A 19,138-nucleotide genomic window follows, 5' to 3' on the forward strand; every position below is an offset into this window, starting at 1 on the left:
CCGTCCCAGGGCTCCGAGTAGAGTCCCGGCAGGAAGGACCCCGGCGGGGCCTCGCCGTATCACTCGCCTATCACACAGCCATCACCAACTGGGCGGCCCCTCCCGGACCAGAACGCCCTGACCTGCGATTTCATGCCCGCGCTGGACTGGCGTAGACGTCCCTGGACGGTCCCTACAACCTGTGCCAGGTGGGACCGCATCGCCGCCCGCTTCAAGAGCGACTTCAGCGCGCTGCGACACGCGGCTGGGCAGCAACAGCTACAACGCACCTCTGTGCCGCTCGCCGTACCGAACTCCTGTCGTCGGCCACAAGATCCGGACCAATCGCGGACCAACTCGACCCTTGTCGGCACAAGCTGGCCCTTTCTCTGCTGGTCAGCAGGGTTGTGAGCCCTGTACCACCATCAAATCAAGAGCCTGCTGGCGAGTCACTCGCCGAAGAGAGGGGTTCACTGCAAGACATTGCTGGAGCCTTCTCACCTGGGCTAACGTCACCAAGGCCGATATCGCTTTCCTCAGAACTTCGCAGGGGCTAGGTTCGCCGTCCCCTCGGCGGAAATGGTCGACACCCAGGCGATCGCCGCAGCACCACCGTCGCGGTCCGCGTCGTGCAGCGCGGCCGGCACAGCAACCAGTAGAACTCATTGCGGGACATGTCAGCACGGTCGAAGTCGGTGCGCATGGTGATCAGTGTCCACACGGGCGGCGGCGGATCCACGGCACCGCAAATGCCCTGAGTTCAGTGGAAAGTGCCCGGTATCGGAGCCACCGAGCGCCAGGAGCCGAACACCGTGACAACCGCAGCACTCACCGTCTGGGAGGACTTCGACGTCATCGCGCACACCCGCGACGGACGGGTCGCCGCGTCCGCCGCGGCCTCGCGTCTCGCTGAAGCGGCTGGAAGCCGTTGCCGGGCTCTGAACCAGCCCTTCTCCACCCAGAGTCCGCCAGCAACTCGCCCGGCCATGCAAGCTCGTGAACCGGGCCGCGTAGCCCCATCTCTGTGAAGAACGGCGACCAATCGTAGATCTTCGTGCCGACCACGGCGTCCAGGTCAGTCATCCGCAGGCGGAGACAGGAGACGGGGGGAGGACTGCGTCAGCTGGTTGGGGCGCCGGTGGCTGCGGTGAGTGAAGGTCCTCGTGACCGACCGCTGTGAGTTTCCCCGTGGGCTGCGGGAGTGCCACAACCACTACGACTGCACCACCGCCCGCGAGGTCGGCATGCACTCCGGGCTGAACTGACTGACCTTCAGGTAAGTCAGCATGAGTCCGACCAGAGGTTGTCACACATGACTGAACACGCGACCCGCAGGGTGCTCCCGGAGTCACCGTTTTGAAGCACGCTGGCCACTCAGGGCCGCACAGCCCGGCTGGCGGCGGACGCACGCGTCGCTGATCCACTGACGACTCATAGCAGCGGTTCAGCGCACACGTCCGCGTGGTTTCAAAGATCCGTTCGGCAGCTCGGGGGCGGGTAGTCGATCGCCGTCGTAGCCCTTCACTTCGCCGAAGCGCGCACCATCCGCACCATTCATCCAGGCCGAACGGGCCTCCACGATATCCTGGTGCGACCGCCCCACGAAGTTCCACCACATGACGATCTCCTCCTCGAAGGGGGTACCGCCAAGCAGGACCGTCCGTGCGATGTCGTCCGAATCGTTTGTCAGCATCAGCGCGTCGCTGCCGGGATGGGCGTAGCCCAGCTCCGCAGGGGCTACCAGGGTGCCGCCCAGGCGTACGTCGCCCCGGTCGACCAGGAGGCCGTGCTCGAAGTCGGGGTCCACGGCGAGCGTGACGGTCACGCGGGGCTGGAGGAGGATCTCGGCGCCGATCAGGGGGGTGAAGGTCCGCACTGGCGAGACATCGCCGGCGAGGGACCCCAGGAAAACCCTGATCTCGGCCCCGTCGATCCGCACGGGCTCGGGGGCGTGGTGCTGGAAGTCCCGTTCGGTGTTGCGGTGCTCCTCCGGCAGCGCCACCCACAGCTGGACACCGTGCAGGATGGTGGTCTGCGGCGTGGACACCTCGGAGTGGCAAATGCCGAATCCGCCCGTCATGAGGTTCAGCTCGCCTGGCCGTACGTAGGCGTGGCTGCCCAGGCTGTCACGGTGCTCGATCTCCCCGCCGAACAGCCAGCTCACCGTCTGCAGCCCGGTGTGCGGATGCGGGGCCACATCCATGCCACCCGTCAGCGAGACGTCATCGGGACCGTAGTGATCAGCGAAGCACCACGCGCCGATCAGCGTCCGGGCGCGCTGCGGCAGTGTCCGCCGGACGGTCATCGCCCGAGGGCCGCCGAGGGGCACCTCGCGGGCAGTCAGTACATCCACTCGTGCCGCCTCGGCGAGCCGCTCGTCATCCGCCGTGGCGCGGCATCGCATTTCCATGGGTTTCGTTTCGAGATTGCTCACCGTGGACCGCCTCCCAACCCGATTCTTATTTCATGTTCAATTATCGGCCGGATGGTGTGCGGCGGCACTGCAGTAGGAGGCTCCCTCATCCGTACCGGTCCCTTCCGCGACCGCCTGGCGGCGGCCACGGGTTCGCCCTCCGCCTTGGGCGCCCTTGCGGAGACAACCTTTCACTCAACAGGGTGCCTTGTAGCACACTCCGGGAAAGTACTGGTCCCATTCCGCGTGGGTGATGGCGGGGCGGGCGGTGGTACAGATGCGGTGAGCGGCCCGTTCGACGTCGGTCTCCCACAGACGTGCAGTGCGGTCGTCGCTTGCGGTGGCCAGGGTGTGCCCGTTGGGGCTGAATACGGCCTCGTAGGTGGGGGCGTTGTGCACCGTGAGCGAGGCTGTCTCCTTGGGGTGGTGTGGATCGAGGACGTCCCACAGGCGGCCGGTGCGGTCTGTGCCGACGGTGGCCGCCGTGCGCCCGTCCCGGCTGAACGCCACCGACAGGACCTCGCCTCCATGTCCGCTCAAAGTCGCCGAGGGAGCAGGGCGGTTGGGGTTGGTGACGTCCCACAGGCGTGCGGTGTGGTCGTCACCTGCGGTGGCGAGAGTGTGCCCGTCGGGGCTGAAGGCGACGCTGTAGACGGTGGCGGTGTAGCGCGGCAGTCGGGCCCGTGCGAGGGGGCGTCGCCGGTCACTGACGTCCCACAACCGCGTCGTACGGTTGTCGCCGCCGGTGGCCAGGGTGTGGCCATCCGGGCTGAAGGCCATGGAGAGGACGTTGTCGCTGGGGCTGGTGATGGCGGAGAGTTCGTTGGGATGGTGTGGGTTGGTGACGTCCCACAGGCGTGCGGTGTGGTCGTCACCTGCGGTGGCGAGAGTGTGCCCGTCGGGGCTGAAGGCGACGCTGTAGACGGTGGCGGTGTAGCGCGGCAGTCGGGCCCGTGCGAGGGGGCGTCGCCGGTCACTGACGTCCCACAACCGCGTCGTACGGTTGTCGCCGCCGGTGGCCAGGGTGTGGCCATCCGGGCTGAAGGCCATGGAGAGGACGTTGTCGCTGGGGCTGGTGATGGCGGAGAGTTCGTTGGGATGGTGTGGGTTGGTGACGTCCCACAGGCGTGCGGTGTGGTCGTCACCTGCGGTGGCGAGAGTGTGCCCGTCGGGGCTGAAGGCGACGCTGTAGACGGTGGCGGTGTAGCGCGGCAGTCGGGCCCGTGCGAGGGGGCGTCGCCGGTCACTGACGTCCCACAACCGCGTCGTACGGTTGTCGCCGCCGGTGGCCAGGGTGTGGCCATCCGGGCTGAAGGCCATGGAGAGGACGTTGTCGCTGGGGCTGGTGATGGCGGAGAGTTCGTTGGGATGGTGTGGGTTGGTGACGTCCCACAGGCGTGCGGTGTGGTCGTCACCTGCGGTGGCGAGAGTGTGCCCGTCGGGGCTGAAGGCGACGCTGTAGACGGTGGCGGTGTAGCGCGGCAGTCGGGCCCGCGCGAGGGGGCGTCGCCGATCACTGATGTCCCACAACCGCGTCGTACGGTTGTCGCCGCCGGTGGCCAGGGTGTGGCCATCCGGGCTGAAGGCCACCGACCGGACGGTGCCTGGACCGTCGTCGAGGGCCGAGAGATCGCTCAGCCGGTTGGGGTCGGTGACGTCCAGTAGTCGGGCCGTGTGGTCGCGCCCGACGGTCGCGGCGGTGTGACCGTCGGGGCTGAAGGCGACGGTACGGCTTTCGCTGCCATGCCCGGAGAAGGCCGCCAGCGGGCGGGGGTGGCGAAGCTGGGCGACGTCCCAGAGCCTGGCGGTCCGGTCGTCACTGGTGGTGGCCAGCGTATGCCCGTCGGGGCTGAAGGCCGCCGAGACGACGTTGTCGGTGTGGCCGGTGAGAGCGGCGAGTTCGCCGGGGTGGCGAGGGTCGGTGATGTCCCACAGGCGTGCGGTGCGGTCCTCGCTGGTGGTGGCCAAGGTGCTGCCGTCCGGACTGAACGCCACCGCCCGGATCTTGTCGGTGTGGCTGATGCGGGTGGCCAGTCGGCGCGGGCTGCCAGAATCGGAGATGTCCCAGACTGTGAAGGTGAGGTCGGCGCTGCCGGTGACCAGTGTGTGCCCGTCCGGACTGAAGACGGCCGCCCACACGGTCTGGGAATGACCGGTGAGCGATGCCGACAGCCGGGGCCGGGTGGCGTCGGTGATGTCCCACAGGCGGGCCGTGGCATCGTCGCCCGAGGTCGCCACCGTGTGTCCGTCAGGGCTGAATCTGACCGAGAGAACGACATCGGTGTGCCCGATCAGTTTCCCCAGGTGGTGAGGCCGGTGTGGGTCGGTGACCTGCCACAGTCCCACCGTGGTGCGGTCGTCGCCGGTAACGGCCAGGGTGTGTCCGTCGGGGCTGAACGCCGCCGACCACACGGCATCGGTGCCGGTGGGGAGGCTTCCTGCGAGGACGGGATGCCGCGGGTCGGCAGTGTTCCACAGCCGGACGACGCGATCGGTGCCCGCCGTGGCCAGGGTGTGTCCGACCGGGCTGAACGCCACGGCGCGGATGGTGTTGGTGTGCCCGGCCAGCGTGGCCAGTTTGCGCGGCCGTCCGAGATCGGTGACGTCCCACAGGTGGGCGGTGTGGTCGTCCCCGGCTGTGGCCAGGACACGGCCGTCGGGGCTGAAGGCCGCGGTCTCGATGATGTCGTCGTGCACGGCCACCTGGGTGGGGTACTGGGCGGCGGAGATGCTCAGCAGGCCGCTGCGCGCATCGGACGTGGGGGCCAGGCGGTAAGCGGCCAGACTGAGCTGTTCGGCCAGAGCCGGATTGCCCGCCCGCAGCGCCGTGGCCTGGGCGGCCACCTTCTGTGACAGAGCGATATTGCGTTCCTCCGTGGCCGTCCGCCGCGCCTGGAAGGCGAAGACCGTTGCGCCCACCGCGAGGACGACCAAGGCGGTGAGCAGGGAGACGAGTTGGCGCAGCCGGCGGGTGTGACGGAGGGCCGTGGCCTGTTCCTGTTCCGCAGCCGCGAGTGAAGCGGAGAGGAACGCGCGCTCGCGCCGGGACAGGGCATCGGGGTGCGCGGTGGCCCAGTCGCGGGCCAGCGTCAGGTGGCTGCCGCGGTAGAGCGCGCCCGGATCCTGACCGTGGTCCTCCCAGGCATCGGTGGCTTCGGTGAGCCGACGGTGGACGCGCAGCCCCGCGCGGTCGTCGGCGAGCCAGCCCTGCAACCTAGGCCAGCAGCGGATCAGAGCCTCATGGGCGATCTCGACGCTGTCCCGGTCCAGGGTCAACAGCCGGGCATCGGCCAGGCGTTGGAGCGCGGTGTCGACGTCGGGGTCTTCGTCGAGTTCGTCGCGGGTTATGCGGCGTTTGGTGTCCTCGGTGCCTTCGCCCGGTGAGGTCAGCCGCAGGAAGAGGTGCTTGGTCGACCGTTGCTGGCTTGGGCTGAAGGAGGCGTACACCGTCTCGGCGGTCCGTGTGAGGGCGCCGTCGATTCCGCCGGCCGCGCGGAAGCCGTCCAGGGTCAGGGCATTGCCGCGGCGCCGTCGCCACGTCTCGCGCAACGCGTGGGAGAGCAGCGGCAGGACCCCCGCGTGGCCCCCGGCACCGGCGACGAGCGCGGCCAGCAGTGCGCCTTCGACCGTGCACCCGGCTTGGACGGCGGGCCGGGTGATCGCCTGGCGCAGCTCGTCGGTGGTCATCGGGCCGACCAGCACCTGGGCATCCTGGAGAGCCGCCGCCAGCTCCGGGTGGCGCAGGCAGTGGGCGTAGAAGTCGGCCCGAACGCCCAGTACCACCCGGCAGCCGCCGCTCTCGTCCCGGGCCGCGGTCAGCAGGGCCTGGAGGAACATGCTCTGCTCGGCGGGGTCGCAGCAGAGCGTGAAGACCTCCTCGAACTGGTCGATGATCAGCGTCATTTCACGGTTCGCCTGGCGCAGGGCCCGGTGCAGATTGCGCGGGGCGGCGGACAGCTCGGTGTGGAGCTGTCCGGGGGTGGACCCGACCGCGCCCGCGAGACGGACAGCGCATTCCTCCAAGGGTTGCGGCCCTGGAGTGAACAGCACCGCGTCCTTGAGCCGTGGAACGAGCCCGGCCCGCAGTAGCGAGGACTTCCCGGCTCCGGAAGCGCCGATGACCGCGACGAATCTCCGCTGGGCCACCTGCGCGACGAGGTCGTCGACCAGACGCTCGCGGCCGAAGAACCACCGCGCGTCCTCGGTGCGAAACCCCGCCAGCCCCCTGTACGGCGCCGTCTGGTCGTCGTCCGCGCCGGGGGACGGTTTCGGCGTGGCTGCGGCTGCAAGCTCGTCGGCGACGGACTGCCAGCGCTGTTCCCACTCCCGTACGTCTCCGCCACAGGCCCGCACATAGGCCAGGGTCACCGCCAGGCTCGGCAGGTTTTTCCCCGACGCGGCCGCGGCCAGTGCCGCCACCGAATAGTGCGTCCGTTCGGCCAATACACGATAGGTCGGGCCGCCGGCCCCCTCCCGTAACCGGCGCAAATCCCCTGACAGTCGCAGCACCGGGCTGTCCCCGGCCTCCAGCGGCTTTTCCCTCCGTGGCACAACCACCACCCCCCTCTGGTGACCACGCCATTGTCCACAGTCCGTTTGTCTACCGTCCAGCCGCCGACACAAGACAACCCGCTCACGCTAGACCCGATGTCGACGGCCGCACGTCCGGCCCCATCGGCGTCCTGGAAGGCGGGCTGAGCAACGGGGGCAGAACCTCCTTCCGGGACGCCGCACTGCAGCCGGATGCCGGCCGAGACCTGGCACGACACTGCGGCGCCGACCCGAGATCGGGCGGTGCCGCAGTCCCTGCCAAAGAAATCTGAACACAGGAGGAACACGATGATGAATACCCGTAAGGGCGCCGCAGCGGTCGCGATGGCCGCGGTGGCGGCCGGCGCGATACTGACGGCCTCCACCACTGCATCCGCCGCGCCCGCACAAACGGGCAAGGCCGCCCGGAACGCTTCGGTACAGGCAATGGTCATGGGGGCTCCGGCGCTCGCGGACCACCCGTGTTGGACGTCGTTCGTACCGGAAAACCCGGAAGGCGCGCCGATGGACCAGTACTACAAGAACTGCACCAGCTCCCCGGTGACGGTCTGCGCCAAGAACCTCAGTGACGGCTACGTCGCACCGCCGCGGACCATCGGCGCCAACGACGTCGCATGGTGGCACTGGAATTCGACGACTCCGGGGGCCCACTACACGACCATCTTCTGCTGACCGGACCTCATAACCCGCCAGACGAATAAAACTGTCTGATCCGCGGAAACGGCCCCTTCGGATCACCGAAGGGGCCACCGGCAGATGAGTGCCGACGCGGGGGGGGGCGGCATCAGCACCCTCAGCTCCTCCGGGCGGCTACTGAGGATTTCGGTTCCGGGTGACGTCATGACGGGGCAGGGACCAGTCCGGTCTCGGCGATGAATCCGTCGAGCAGGCTGGATTGGTACTGCATCCGTTTCAGGCGTGTGCGGGCCAGTGTGGCGAGTTCGTCGATGTTGCACGGGTCCAGGTTGGCCAGGCTGTTCTTGAGCTGTGCCCACACGCCTTCGACGGGTTGAGGTCGGGTGTGTACGAGGGTAAGCGGAAGACGGTCAGCCAGGCCGATCGGCTGGCGATGAGCTCGCGCATCGCCGCATCGACGTGATGGGTGTAGTTGTCCCACACGAGTACGACGGAGCCGCCGAGCTGCTGGTGGACCGCGTCCAGCAGGCGGGCGACGTGTGTTGCGGGAGCCGTGGTGCCTCTATGCGTGCGGAACGACCAGATCAATCGCAAACGGCCAGCCACTCAGAAAAGTTGGCGGGATGGGTGAAATCCCCCACTGCAGTGAGCAGGTCCGACCCCGCTCGCTCAAAGTCAACCTATCCTCGAATCGACAGGAGACCTCGGATCAGGTGCCCAGCCATGGCAATTTCCGAGTCAATCTGGATCCATCTGCCATCCGACCGCGAAGGAACTTATGGTGCTGTCGACGGTTTCCGTTCGCCGAGTTACTCGGATCAACCCGATTCGTAAGTTCGTCGGCCTTTCCGTGAGCGCTGGCTTGGCCTGTGCAACACTGCTTGGAGCGCCTAGCCAATCAGCCATGGCGGCATCTCACGCCATGACGGTTTGCTATAAGGCGATCACCGTCACGAAGGGCGGCCTCGGCGCGGCATCCGTCTCGTCTAAGGTGAAGACAGATGGCGGCAAGGAGACGGGATCGGTCCAGAGCGGCGGGACCATCGACGTGTCACAATTGGGCCTTGAAGACGACACGCACATTTGGCCGGCAGTCCATGTGATCAACATGGCTAGCGGCAAGGTTACGTCTCTGGATGGCCCGGCGGTTGCGTACTGCAAGGGCGGCGGAAATGCTCAGTATATCGCCAAGGTCCCGGCACATGGGCGCGCGTCTGTGAGCCTCAATGCTTGACGTCTGTTCCTGAGCTCTTTCGAATTGGCTGCTCAGCTTGGGGATATCGCTCCAGCAGACCCGGGGACCTGCTCGCGGAAGTTTGCATCGGACAACCCGACACCAGGCAGACCAAGCGCCGCACCTGCACCGACACCAGCACTCGCCGGGCGTCCACCGGCGCGTCAGCCACCGTGCGCCTGTGCAAGCCATGTACCCGCGCGGTCGGCGTCCCGCACATCGGGCACGGCGCCGACTCCTGACGGGTCCGCGGAGATGGCGATGCACGCGCGCCGATTCACCGAGGCTCAGCAGCGCGAATCCCGGGGGACCTGTCTGCACCGGTGCGATAGTTGGCTGACTCCGTCAGCCCGGCCGTTCCCAGGATCCGGGCCCAATGGCGGCGGAGCGAAACTACGAGGAACAAGCCCGCTGCCTCGGCACGACCGGCAACACGTTTCACGACCCGGCGGCGGCGCAGATGCCGGGCGGGCCGAACTCGTCGAACGCGCACGCGCGCTCCGGGAAGAGGTCGAGGCTCCCTCGCCCCCGTCAAGCCCGTATCCCGACCGGGGTCCGAGGACTCCTTCCAGGTCCGGGGTGGGCGGGAAGGTGACGCCGCAGCGGGCGAGCAGGCACGACCCGTCTGCACACGGCGGGGAGTTGGGCAGTGCGGCTCCGGTAGGCCGCATGGGTCACTTGCCCAGGAGCAGTCGTTCCAGCGCGGCCCGGGCCCGTGCGTCGGACTCGGCACGGGCGGCAACTACCCGGGCCAATTCGCCGACCCACTCGTCCAGGGCGGCCGGGCGTCGCGAGAGGATCACCCCCCGAACCTCCTTGCAGACCTCGCCGCTCAGACGGCCGGCGGAGAGGTGGAGCACCAGGCGCTGTTCACCGAGCGAGACCTCCAGCCGCGTCACCCTGCCCTCCCGGCCGGCCAGCCGGTCGGCCATGGCGCGCTTGCGCTCGATGGCCACCGAGCCCGGCGGCAGTGCATCGGCCAGCGCCCCGGTGAGCACCTGCGTGTAGACCTCCAGATCAGCGGCGTCGCGGCGCAGTGCAGCGGCAAGCAGCTCAACAGAAGCAGGGGAATCGCCGGGCTCCGGCAGAGCGGGGTGGTGGGAGGACATCAACGGTGTGGCCTTTCGGTTCGTTCCGGGCAACAGATCGCGTACTCAGTCATCCAGGCTCAGCACCATCGTCGGGCGCTCGATGACATGGTCGTCGCGCAGCGGGCGGACAGCCGTGCCGATGGCGAAGAACTCCGTGGTGTGCCCACCCCAGCGATGGTTATGGGAGTTGAGCTGGACACCGACGACACCCTCGGCATGCAACTCCTCCGCCTCGTGCTGCATCCGCGTCATCGCCAACTCCCTTGCGTCATACAGCGCCTGGGTGAACGGCTCGATCTCCACGTTCCGGCCGATGTTGGAGAACATGGAACCGATTTTCTGATGGGCGATGTGGTAGACGCAGGTGCCCATCACCATGCCCAGGGGGGCGTACCCGGCACGGATCAAGGTCCAGAAGTCCTGACCGCTCAAGTCCGAGGTGAAGGGCTGGCCCTTGACGTTGCGCCAGCTGCCGTTGTCGCCGGGGGCGGGAGCATCGGCCTTGACCGCCGTGCCGATCGCAATGAATTCAGCGATGTCACTGCCGAACTCCCGTGCCTCGACCGAGAGCCTCACACCCACGATGCCGTCGGCGTCCAACTGTGCGGCTTCGGCCTCCATCCGGGTCATGGCAAGTTCCCGGGCGTGGTACATGGCCTGGCTCAACGTGGTGAGCTCCTGGTTCTTGCCCCAGCGGCCCAGCTGGATACCGACGTGGTAGATCGAACTGCCCAGTACCAGACCGATCGGGCGAAACCCCGCCTCACGCACGAGCAGGAACTCGTTGACCGTCAGATCACTGGTGAAGATCGACCCCGGCCTGCCTGGCTGGAGTTCGGCCAGCCGCCGCATCGCATCAGCAGGTACGCCCTGCGCAACACCCTGGGCGGTCGGATCCGTAGCGCTCATGAACAAATCCCCTCGTGACAATTCCCAACAGCGACGGACAGGTGGTGACGGGCGTGTGTCCAGCGGAGTCCCGCCGAACCGTGAAGTACCTGACGACGAGCGGGCGGACAGACGGGCGGGCGGGCGGTGGCGGGGGGCGCCCTCGGTGGCAGGTCACCCAGAGCGCGGACGGTGGCGGTTGAGGTCCAGCGGCATCACCGTCAGCGTGCGCGGCGGTTGCTGACGCACCTTGAAGGCCGCCACCGCACTGCCCACCACCGTGGCCTCGGCGACATGATCGGTCTGATCGGAATCGCTGTTGCGTCTGCGCGCCCTGACACACGCCTCCCGCCACACCCGCAGACGGTTCTCACCGAGCACCACACCATCCGCCCCGGTATGCCATGCCTGCTCACCGATCCGTTGCCGAGCGTCATGACGGGTGACCGCCACCAACTCGCTCCAGCCCTCCACCTCCTGATTCCCCGCCCCGAACCAGTTCTGCCGCCGTGTGCTCCAGTCATCATGACGAGTGCCGATGGCAAGCCCTACCAACAACTCGACCGGCACCCAGCCCGCGGCGATCAACTTCGCGAAACCCTGCCCGTTCAGATGCGTGGTAAAGGGACGCCTCGGCCGCACCTCCCCCTGTGCCCGCAGTGCCGTACCCACCACCTGAAACTCAAAACAATGCGGAGCGGACGGGAACGGAGCCATGGTGAGATCGGCGGCCACCACACCATCACCACCCAGCGCCGTGCACTGCGCAGTCATCCGCGCAAGCGCCGCATGCCGCGCCGCCATCAACACATCCACCAACGCCTTGGAAGCGGCCCCCTGCCCAGAGGCGGCAACCATCGCCGGCGTCGAACCCCGCCCCGACCAACCAGCCGGCGAGTAGCCGCAGTCGTAGTAACACCACGAGGGCCCACTGCCCGCCACGTGAAACACGGCCGAACCCAAAACCTGCCCTACCGGCTCAAAACCCACCGACCTGACCGCGGCGAACTCCCCCGTCGACAACGCCGAGGACCACGCACCCCTCCCCCGCACGCCGCCGGAACCCACCGCCGCAGGCGGCAGTCCCCCAGACGCCGACACCCCACGCAACGACACCACCCCACTCCCGCGGCACCAGCCCTCAAGAACGAGTCTAAGCACGGAGGCAACGCCACAGGGTGAGGGTGGAGTAAACACGGTTTGATCACGTGCCCGAACTGGAGGACGTGAGCCGCAGCACGCTGGTTGTCACCCTCGGCACCCACTGATGACCACCATCCTCTCCACGACGGCCAGCTTCCTGGACGTCGGCTATGCGGGCTCGCCGAACCAGCGGGCGAGCGCCGGTTCCACGTCATCCGCGCCTGCCCAGCACGCGTAGCCGTCCGGCCGTATGAGCATCCGCTCGGTGTCGTCGCCCTGGCCCACCCGGTCCACCCGGGCGTTGGTGGAGTGTGGGACGCATGCGGTGTTCGCCACAACGGCGGGACCGCTGTCGGTGCATGAACAGCAGCTGATCCCGGATCTGTTGGGAGAGCTGGAGCCGGGCCTGCTGGTGCTCGCCGACCGGGGGATCACCGGTTTCGCGTTGTGGCGGGCGGCAGCAGGTACCAGTGCGGATCTGCTGTGGCGAGTCCGCAAGGGTGACCTCGGTGTTGGCCAGTACGAGGAGGGGCGCAGGAGCGTGGTGGATCTTCCATGCGGGAATCCGCAAAGTCTGCCACTATCAGCCCAGTTGAGACACCGATCGGCGCGACAAGACGGGGAAACTGTTCATGCGTACCACGTGGCGTATAACCACCGCCGCCACGCTCTCGGCCCTGCTGGTGGCTGGCCTGTCGGCCTGCGGCAGGTCCTCGGACGGCGGGTCTTCGGGCGGGGGTTCCACGGCGCCGGAGAAGAAGGCCGCCGACCTGGACCCCAAGGGTGCGCTTGAGGCAGCGGCCACCGCCATGACGCAGGCGGGCAGCTCCAGTATGGCCACATCGACCGTCGCTCCGCCTGCGGGCGGCGGCACGGGGTCGTCTTCCGGGCAGGGCGGCAGCGGGTCGTACAGCTGGAAGTCGCCCGAGGCGTTCCAGATGTCCGTGAACAACGGCAGCCGGGCGGAGATCACCCTGTACGTCGACGGGACGATGTACTTCGGCGGCGACAAGATCTCCTCCCACGGCAGCGGGAAGAAGTGGCTGAAGTACGACTCCACCACCTACCCGACCATGAAGAAGACGGACCTCTCGGTGCCGAGCCCGGCCGCCATGACCGAGATGCGCGCGTTCTACAACCCTGTCGCCCAGCTCACCGCCAACGCGAAGGCCGGCCGCCTCACCAAGGTGGGCAAGGAGACGGTCGGCGGCGCGGAGATGGTCCACATCCAGAGCTCCATCCAGACCGATGCCTGGGCCGCTGCCCTGCCCGGTCTGCCCGCCGCCCAGCAGAACGAGGTTGCCGGGGCCATGCACCAGAAGTCGGCCACCTACGACTTCTGGATCGACGAGCAGAACCGTTTGGTCCAGGTCCGCGTGAGCGACCCCGGCCTCCCCTACAAGCCCGGGATCCAGACCACCTACTCCGCCTACGGCACCGCCCCCAAGATCGCCACCCCGCCGGCGAGTGAGGTGCTGGGCGCGGCGGAGTTGTCCAAGAACCTGCAGCACTGATCGACGAAGTCAGAGCCTACGCGTCGGCCGTCCCACCCGGGTCTTCCCCTGAGCCTTCTGTTCATCCGCCGACTCTCAGCCAGGCAGCCGCGCAGGTCAGTTCAACCGCGGATGGCGTCAACCAATGGCGCCAACCAGAGGACGCAGAACGGCTCATGCAGGCAGCACTGCTGTTGCTGGCCCGCTGCCGCTGTTCCGGATCGTCGCGCGCGCCCGTGGCGCACAGCGCGACCGTGCCGCGGAGCAGTGCCCTCCGCCGTGAGGCTGTGGGTCGTCGCAGTCGTCGCCGTGGTCGGTCAGGCCCGGCTGGGCGGACATCGGCGCCTGCACCGCATGTACGCGGGCATGTTCACGGGCTCGGTCCTATCCGGCGGCTGACCGTGGCCGCACGCACGAAACCGAATGCTGAAAGGCCGACAGACATGACCAGAGGTATGGACGGCGTCACCGAGCAGCCCTCGGCGGACCCCGTCGACCGCGCGGTGTCGCGGCGGCGCATGCTGCGGCTCGGGGCCGGCGTCGCGGGCGGCGCTGCCCTGCTCGGGGCCGCCACCGGGGGCGGAATGCTCGCCGGGTGGTTGCCCGGTGGGGTGGAGCTGAAGAAGCTGCTGGGGCTGACTGGGACGGACGGCACGGTGCCAGGCGTGGCGCCAGGGGCGGTGCATGTCGAGCAGGTGCGCTCGGCGGCGCGGAGCCGGAATGTGACGATGGTGACCATGCTGCCGCCCGGCACCGTGGCGAGCACGAAGCTGCCGGTCTGCGTGATGCTGCACGGGCGTGGGAACAACGCGCAGGGCATGGTGGCGCTGGGGACTCCGCAGTTCCTGGCTGCCGCAGTCAAGGGCGGCATCCCGCCGTTCGCCGTCGTCGCGGTGGACGGCGGGGACGCCACGTACTGGCACCAGCGCTCCCCCGGTGACGGCGACGACCCGCAGGCGATGCTCCGCGAGGAGCTCCCCGGTTGGCTGCACGCCCGCCAACTGCCCACACCGCGCGCCGCGATGGGGATCTCCATGGGCGGCTCGGGCGCCCTGCAGTACGCCATCGGGCGCACGCAGAGCGGACGCAACCTGGACGCCGTGGCGCTGCTCAGCCCCGGCGTCTTCCGCACCTGGGCGGACGCCCGCGTCACCGGCGGGTACGCCGACGAGGCCGACTGGCGGGCCCACGAGCCGACGCTCCGCCTCGACCGGATGCAGGCGGGTGCCCTCGGCGTGTGGTGCGGCCAGGAGGACCCGTTCTGCCCGGCTGCCCGCGAGGTCGCGCGGCAGGCGCGAGCGCGAGAGGCGCGGTTCCCCGACGGGGAGCACACCGAAGGCTTCTGGCGGCGGGTGATGCCCGACGCGATGTCGCTGCTGGGACACACGCTCGCCACCACTTGAGAAGAGACTGCCGCGCGACGACGCGCAGCACGTCGGCCGCGATCAACAGCAGCCGCTCGTGGGCACGGGAGTCGGCCCAGGCGCCGACGACCAGTGCCACGGTGTTGGGCAGCTCTCCTCGTACTGACGAATGCCGAGGTCACCCGCCTACGGACGATCAGGCGTCCCAGGGCCCATGAGAATTCCCGAAGGTTCCTCAGACCCGCTCAACACCTCGGCGTGGACGTTTCAGGGGCCTCCCAACGGGAGCATTTCCCACCGAGCGCGGGGAGCATGTCCGACAGGTCCTGAGCGTCTACGAGGATTGGATGAGCGGCCACTACGAGTGGGGCAAGGAGAGTGGACGCTATACGGATATCGTCCCCACCGAGCCCGACGTAGCGCTACAGCCGTCCCGGCCCGAGAAGGCTCCTGGCCCGCGGTCGGCGCCGGACCGGCTGTGCCTGCAGGGCATCCTGCACGTGCTGCACAACGTACGACATCGCCTGGCAACTGCTGCCCCTGGAGCTGGGGTTCGGCTCGGGCCAGACCTGCTGGCGGCGGCTGGAGCGGTGGCCGCCACGGCCGTGCGAGCCATCATCGGAGCCCCGGTCACGGAAACGCCGTGACCGGGGCCCCAGGATCAGCTACCGCGGAAGGTGCCGACCCCTGCTAGTTCCGGTACCGGAACACGATCCGGCCGCGCGTCAGGTCGTACGGCGGGAGCTCCACCAGCACCCGGTCTTCCAGGTAGATCTTGATGTAGTGCTTGCGGATCTTCCCGCTGATGTGCGCGAGCACCCGGTGGCCGTTCTCAAGCTCCACGGTGAACATGGCGCTGCGCAGGCACTCGACGACCTTGCCCTCGACTTCGATGACGTTCTTGTTCTTCGTCATCGCACCAGCTCCAGGTTGCTGCTCATCGGCCTGCCGCCGATGCCCTCGAACAGCGCCGAGGCTGCTTGGTTGGACTCGTGCACTTCGGTCCAGGCCGCGGCGGCCCCGGAGCGGTGCAGCGTCCCCAGCGCGTGGGCCAGCAGCGCCCGCGCGATGCCGCGGCGCTGCTCGCCGGCCCGGACCGCGACCAGCCCGATGCGCGGCCGGTTCACCGTCACCACCCGGATCAGACCCAGGTAGCGGTCCGGCGCCGCGGCCACCGCGTACTTCGACGAGTCGACGATGGTGTCGCCTTCGGGGCGGGGAATCACCTCCGCGGGCATCGACTGCCACCCGACGGTCGCCTCGACTTCGTCACGGATCGCGCGGTCCACCGTCCGCAGCAGACTCTCGTCCGCCTGACCGGCGGGCACGATCGTCACGCCCGAAGGCGGCAGTACCGCTTCGAGCCCGGTGATCCGCGGGTCGGTCGGCACGACGTACTCCCACTCGCGGCGCCGGATCGTGAAACCGGCCCGCCGCCAGCCAGCCGTCAGCTCGACGTCGGCTTCGTCGACCACCGTGTACAGCGGCGCCGGCAGTTCCGCCAGCATCGCCTCGGCGAGCCGGTCGAAGGTGGCGTCGTGCCAGGCGTCGATGCTCACGAACAAGCGTCCGTCGGGCCGGTGCTCCGCATACGCGCGGCCGACCACCAGGTCGTCATCCAGTGCATGCCATTGCCTGTCCGCGACGCGCGTGATCATCACCGCGTTCTCGCTCAGGCCAGATGTGAAAGGCTTTGTGTTCATCGGAGTCTCCTTCCAGGAGTGCCTCGATCTCAGGCGCTCCTGGCGACACCGAACGTCAGCCGCCGGACCGTGACGGGTTGAGGGAGCACCCATGGGTAACTGTGTTCACGGGGCTCACCTCCATACGACGACTTCACGGTCCACCATGAAGGTAGCGGCGGGGTGCCGCCTCGCTCAAATCCTTTTCTATGAGCTCGTAACGCGATCATGATCCGGTCTTCTTGAGGCGTCTCCAGCAGATGAGGCTGCAAGCCAACGAGAGGAAGGAGTCGTGGAGTTCGATACGTCGTTCCCAGCGGACCGCGAGGCGTTTGAACCGGTGGAGCGGGCGAAGGTCTGCTCGACGACGAACGGGGCCCGGCAATCCTTGAGGCGTTCGCCGGCAAGCGGGAGCGGCTGCTGTCGCGCGAGGCCCGCTCGATTCCGGCGATCGCGCCCTCGCCACGTCCGCACGCCCGCCGCCGCCATTCGTGGGCACGGCTTCCCGTGGGGTGAGTGCCCAGCTGGGAGGCTCCGTGACCGTCGCTCCCCCCTCACGCAACGCGGCGCCCCGTCACGGCCATGCGGTGGTGACGGGGCGCCTTCCCGGCGTCGGCGCGTGCGTACGACGCCAGGGACCGCGACTCAGGCAGCAGGTGGGGTGGTGAAGGGGGCGCTCCAGGTCTGGTTGGGCTGGTACGTGCCGCACTGGTAGGTGGTCACCTTGGCCGAACGGTCGTCCAGCGCACCGCCGTTGATGTCCACGCACACACCCGTGGCCTGCCGGAGTTCGCCGGAGCGGTGGTAGGTCCAGCGTTGGTGCAGGTCGCTGTGGTCGCAGGCGGCCAGCCGAAGGCCGGTCGGGTCGCCCGTCACGCACAGGCCGTCGTCCTGGAGGCTGGCGATCAGCCCGTTGCCGCGCAGTCGCCACTGCTGGTTGGCGCGGCCGGTACAGTCCCACAGGGCGACCTCGGCGCCCTTCGTCGCGCCGTGGTGCGCGTCCAGGCAGAACGCTGTCTGCTGGAAGTTGCTCTGCGCGGCCTGGATCTGCCCGACCGCGTCCGCCGCCCCGCCGCAACTGCCGGGCGCCACGGTGAACATGGCGTTGTCATGGCCGTCGATCGTGGTGCTGATCGAGTCGGTGACCCGGGAGTCCTGGTGGGTCCACAGGTTGCGGGCGGTGCGGGTGCAGCTGAGGTTGCCGAAGCCGATCCGCGCCAGGTCCAGTTTGTACCGCACCGACGAGGAGTTCTTGTTGAGGACGGTCACCGCCCGGCTGCCGTCGGCGAGCGGCTTGACCACGACGTCGATCCCGGCCGTGGCGGAGGCGTTGTCGCGGGAGGCGAGGTAGCCGCCGGCACCCAGTGGATCCTGGTCGACGGCGATGATGTCCTTGTTCTTCAGGATGGCGAGTTGCTCCTTGTAGTCCTCCGGGTGCGCCGCCATCTTCCGTACGTCGGTGCTGATCATCAGCGGCGAGCCCATCGCCGACCACAGCGCGAACTGGCTGCGCTGCTCGGGCGTCGTGAGCTGCTTGTTGTCGCCGATCAGCAGCATGTCGGCGTCGTTGTGGTTGCCGACGCCGTTGTACCGGGCCAGCGCCACGGTGTCGGTGAAGTTCTGGTAGACGCCGCCCTGGTAGGCCGACTCGGCGCTCGGGTCGTTCCAGGCGGCCTTGGGCCACACCGTGATGTCGGGGCTGACCCGCCACATCTGCCCAAGCCCGCGCACCCAGTCCGTGGTCTTGTACTTGACCGACTCGGAACCCGAAGCGCCCGCCGGCGCCGACTCGTTGAAGAGGATCTTGCGGTCCTTGCCGGATGTGGCGGTGTTCAGCGCCTTGGCCATGGCGGTGAAGATCTGCTGCCGGTCGCTCCATGTCGTACCGCAGTTGTCCAGCTTGAGTGAGTCGATGCCCCAGTACGCCAGCGAGCGGGCGTCGTTGTCCTCGTGGCCCTTGACGCCGCCGGGCACGCCCTGGCAGGTCTTCTCACCGGAGGTGCTGTAGAGCCCGGCCTCCATGCCGAGGGCGTGCAGGCGGTCGGCGTAGCCGGTGAGTTCCCAGTCGAAGCCGGGCTGACTGCTGCCGCCCCAGTGCGCGGCGCCGTGCAGGTAACCGGCCGAGGTGCGCTGCATCCAGCAGTCGTCCACGGTCAGGTTCTTGTACCCGGCGGCGACCAGACCGGTGGCCTTCATCGCCTTGGCCTGGTCCTCCATGAAGTCCTGGAACGAGTAGCCGGCCCGGGTCCCGTCCAGCCGGGCCTGCGCCGCGCACGTGAACCGCGCCCAGTTGTTGAAGCCCATCATCGGTTTTTGCCCGATGGGGGTGCCGGTGTTGGCGGCACCGCTGTCTGCGGGCGCCTGGCCGGCGGTCGTTCCGGCCAGGGCGGTCGTTCCGGGCACCCCTACCCCAGCCAGCACCACCACGGTGCACAGCCCGGTGATCCAGCGGCGTCGTCTCATCCTTGCCTCCCCTTCCTCCCGATTTACCCCCCGTGAATGAGTGAAGCTGCTTGGTACGTTGCATTTCCACTCAGATTTTTTCAGAAGGTTCCAGGTGGGCAGCCTGGCCGTCAAGAGGTTCGCGGAGGTGAATTTTCCGGTCGCACCGGGAGGCAACCGGCCCACACCGGATCGACCCCCGTACCGCTTCAAAATGGCTTC

Annotated in this window: 14 protein-coding genes and 2 pseudogenes; 5 read left to right on the plus strand and 11 right to left on the minus strand. The window is 68.3% G+C overall.

Annotated elements, in window-relative coordinates; translation table 11 throughout:
- Window positions 1-1,423: 1,423 nt before the first annotated feature.
- Both ACO1BR_RS32340 and ACO1BR_RS32345 read right to left on the minus strand, forming a co-directional pair.
- Window positions 1,424-2,413 carry a pirin family protein gene (locus tag ACO1BR_RS32340; RefSeq protein ID WP_426798658.1) on the minus strand — a complete coding sequence of 330 codons (990 nt, stop codon included), beginning with the start codon at window positions 2,411-2,413 and terminating at the stop codon, window positions 1,424-1,426.
- Between the two features lie 174 nt (window positions 2,414-2,587).
- Window positions 2,588-6,835: a hypothetical protein gene (locus ACO1BR_RS32345; protein ID WP_426798659.1), complete on the minus strand. Its 4,248-nt coding sequence runs from the start codon at window positions 6,833-6,835 to the stop codon at window positions 2,588-2,590.
- A gap of 396 nt (window positions 6,836-7,231) precedes the next feature.
- On the opposite strand from ACO1BR_RS32345, the gene ACO1BR_RS32350 reads away from it, so the two are divergent.
- Window positions 7,232-7,615 (plus strand): hypothetical protein, encoded by a 384-nt coding sequence (locus tag ACO1BR_RS32350; RefSeq protein WP_426798660.1) that lies wholly within the window; start codon window positions 7,232-7,234, stop codon window positions 7,613-7,615.
- A gap of 166 nt (window positions 7,616-7,781) precedes the next feature.
- Here the strand turns inward: ACO1BR_RS32350 and ACO1BR_RS32355 are convergent.
- Window positions 7,782-8,176: pseudogene (locus ACO1BR_RS32355) on the minus strand (transposase); the annotation flags it as partial.
- A 181-nt stretch (window positions 8,177-8,357) separates the two neighbouring features.
- Between ACO1BR_RS32355 and ACO1BR_RS32360 the strand changes: the two are divergent.
- Entirely contained in the window at window positions 8,358-8,813 is a 456-nt protein-coding gene (locus ACO1BR_RS32360) for a hypothetical protein (protein ID WP_426798661.1), read from the plus strand.
- Here the strand turns inward: ACO1BR_RS32360 and ACO1BR_RS32365 are convergent.
- The 5 genes from ACO1BR_RS32365 to ACO1BR_RS32385 all read right to left on the minus strand — a co-directional run bounded on the left by ACO1BR_RS32365 (window position 8,803) and on the right by ACO1BR_RS32385 (window position 12,271).
- Window positions 8,803-9,033, minus strand: coding sequence for a transposase family protein (locus tag ACO1BR_RS32365; RefSeq protein ID WP_426798662.1), 231 nt, complete (start codon window positions 9,031-9,033; stop codon window positions 8,803-8,805). The genes ACO1BR_RS32360 and ACO1BR_RS32365 overlap by 11 nt on opposite strands.
- Window positions 9,034-9,487: 454 nt before the next feature.
- On the minus strand, window positions 9,488-9,922 hold the full coding sequence (locus tag ACO1BR_RS32370; protein WP_426798663.1) for a hypothetical protein: 435 nt from the start codon (window positions 9,920-9,922) through the stop codon (window positions 9,488-9,490).
- Window positions 9,923-9,967: 45 nt separating this feature from the next.
- The gene (locus tag ACO1BR_RS32375) at window positions 9,968-10,813 is read right to left on the minus strand and encodes a heavy metal-binding domain-containing protein (RefSeq protein ID WP_426798664.1); all 846 of its coding nucleotides are present in this window, start codon (window positions 10,811-10,813) and stop codon (window positions 9,968-9,970) included.
- Between the two features lie 153 nt (window positions 10,814-10,966).
- Window positions 10,967-11,650: a heavy metal-binding domain-containing protein gene (locus ACO1BR_RS32380; protein WP_426798665.1), complete on the minus strand. Its 684-nt coding sequence runs from the start codon at window positions 11,648-11,650 to the stop codon at window positions 10,967-10,969.
- A gap of 453 nt (window positions 11,651-12,103) precedes the next feature.
- The gene (locus ACO1BR_RS32385; RefSeq protein WP_426798666.1) at window positions 12,104-12,271 is read right to left on the minus strand and encodes a hypothetical protein; all 168 of its coding nucleotides are present in this window, start codon (window positions 12,269-12,271) and stop codon (window positions 12,104-12,106) included.
- 296 nt (window positions 12,272-12,567) lie between these two features.
- On the opposite strand from ACO1BR_RS32385, the gene ACO1BR_RS32390 reads away from it, so the two are divergent.
- The 3 genes and pseudogenes from ACO1BR_RS32390 to ACO1BR_RS32400 all read left to right on the plus strand — a co-directional run.
- Window positions 12,568-13,449, plus strand: a complete 882-nt coding sequence (locus ACO1BR_RS32390) for a hypothetical protein (RefSeq protein WP_426798667.1) — start codon at window positions 12,568-12,570, stop codon at window positions 13,447-13,449.
- Between the two features lie 422 nt (window positions 13,450-13,871).
- Window positions 13,872-14,831 (plus strand): alpha/beta hydrolase, encoded by a 960-nt coding sequence (locus ACO1BR_RS32395; protein ID WP_426798668.1) that lies wholly within the window; start codon window positions 13,872-13,874, stop codon window positions 14,829-14,831.
- Between the two features lie 356 nt (window positions 14,832-15,187).
- Window positions 15,188-15,386 (plus strand): annotated as a pseudogene (locus ACO1BR_RS32400) (transposase); the annotation flags it as partial.
- Between the two features lie 96 nt (window positions 15,387-15,482).
- Here the strand turns inward: ACO1BR_RS32400 and infA are convergent.
- The 3 genes from infA to ACO1BR_RS32415 form a co-directional block, all read right to left on the minus strand.
- Window positions 15,483-15,707 (minus strand): translation initiation factor IF-1, encoded by a 225-nt coding sequence (gene infA, locus ACO1BR_RS32405; protein WP_426798669.1) that lies wholly within the window; start codon window positions 15,705-15,707, stop codon window positions 15,483-15,485.
- Window positions 15,704-16,495 carry a GNAT family N-acetyltransferase gene (locus ACO1BR_RS32410; RefSeq protein ID WP_426798670.1) on the minus strand — a complete coding sequence of 264 codons (792 nt, stop codon included), beginning with the start codon at window positions 16,493-16,495 and terminating at the stop codon, window positions 15,704-15,706. Before ACO1BR_RS32410 ends, infA begins: the two co-directional genes overlap by 4 nt.
- Window positions 16,496-17,119: 624 nt before the next feature.
- Window positions 17,120-18,937 (minus strand): ricin-type beta-trefoil lectin domain protein, encoded by a 1,818-nt coding sequence (locus ACO1BR_RS32415; protein ID WP_426798704.1) that lies wholly within the window; start codon window positions 18,935-18,937, stop codon window positions 17,120-17,122.
- Between the last annotated feature and the right edge of the window lie 201 nt (window positions 18,938-19,138).

It is taken from the genome of Streptomyces sp. YGL11-2 (assembly GCF_050054615.1).
Taxonomy (GTDB): Bacteria; Actinomycetota; Actinomycetes; order Streptomycetales; family Streptomycetaceae; genus Streptomyces.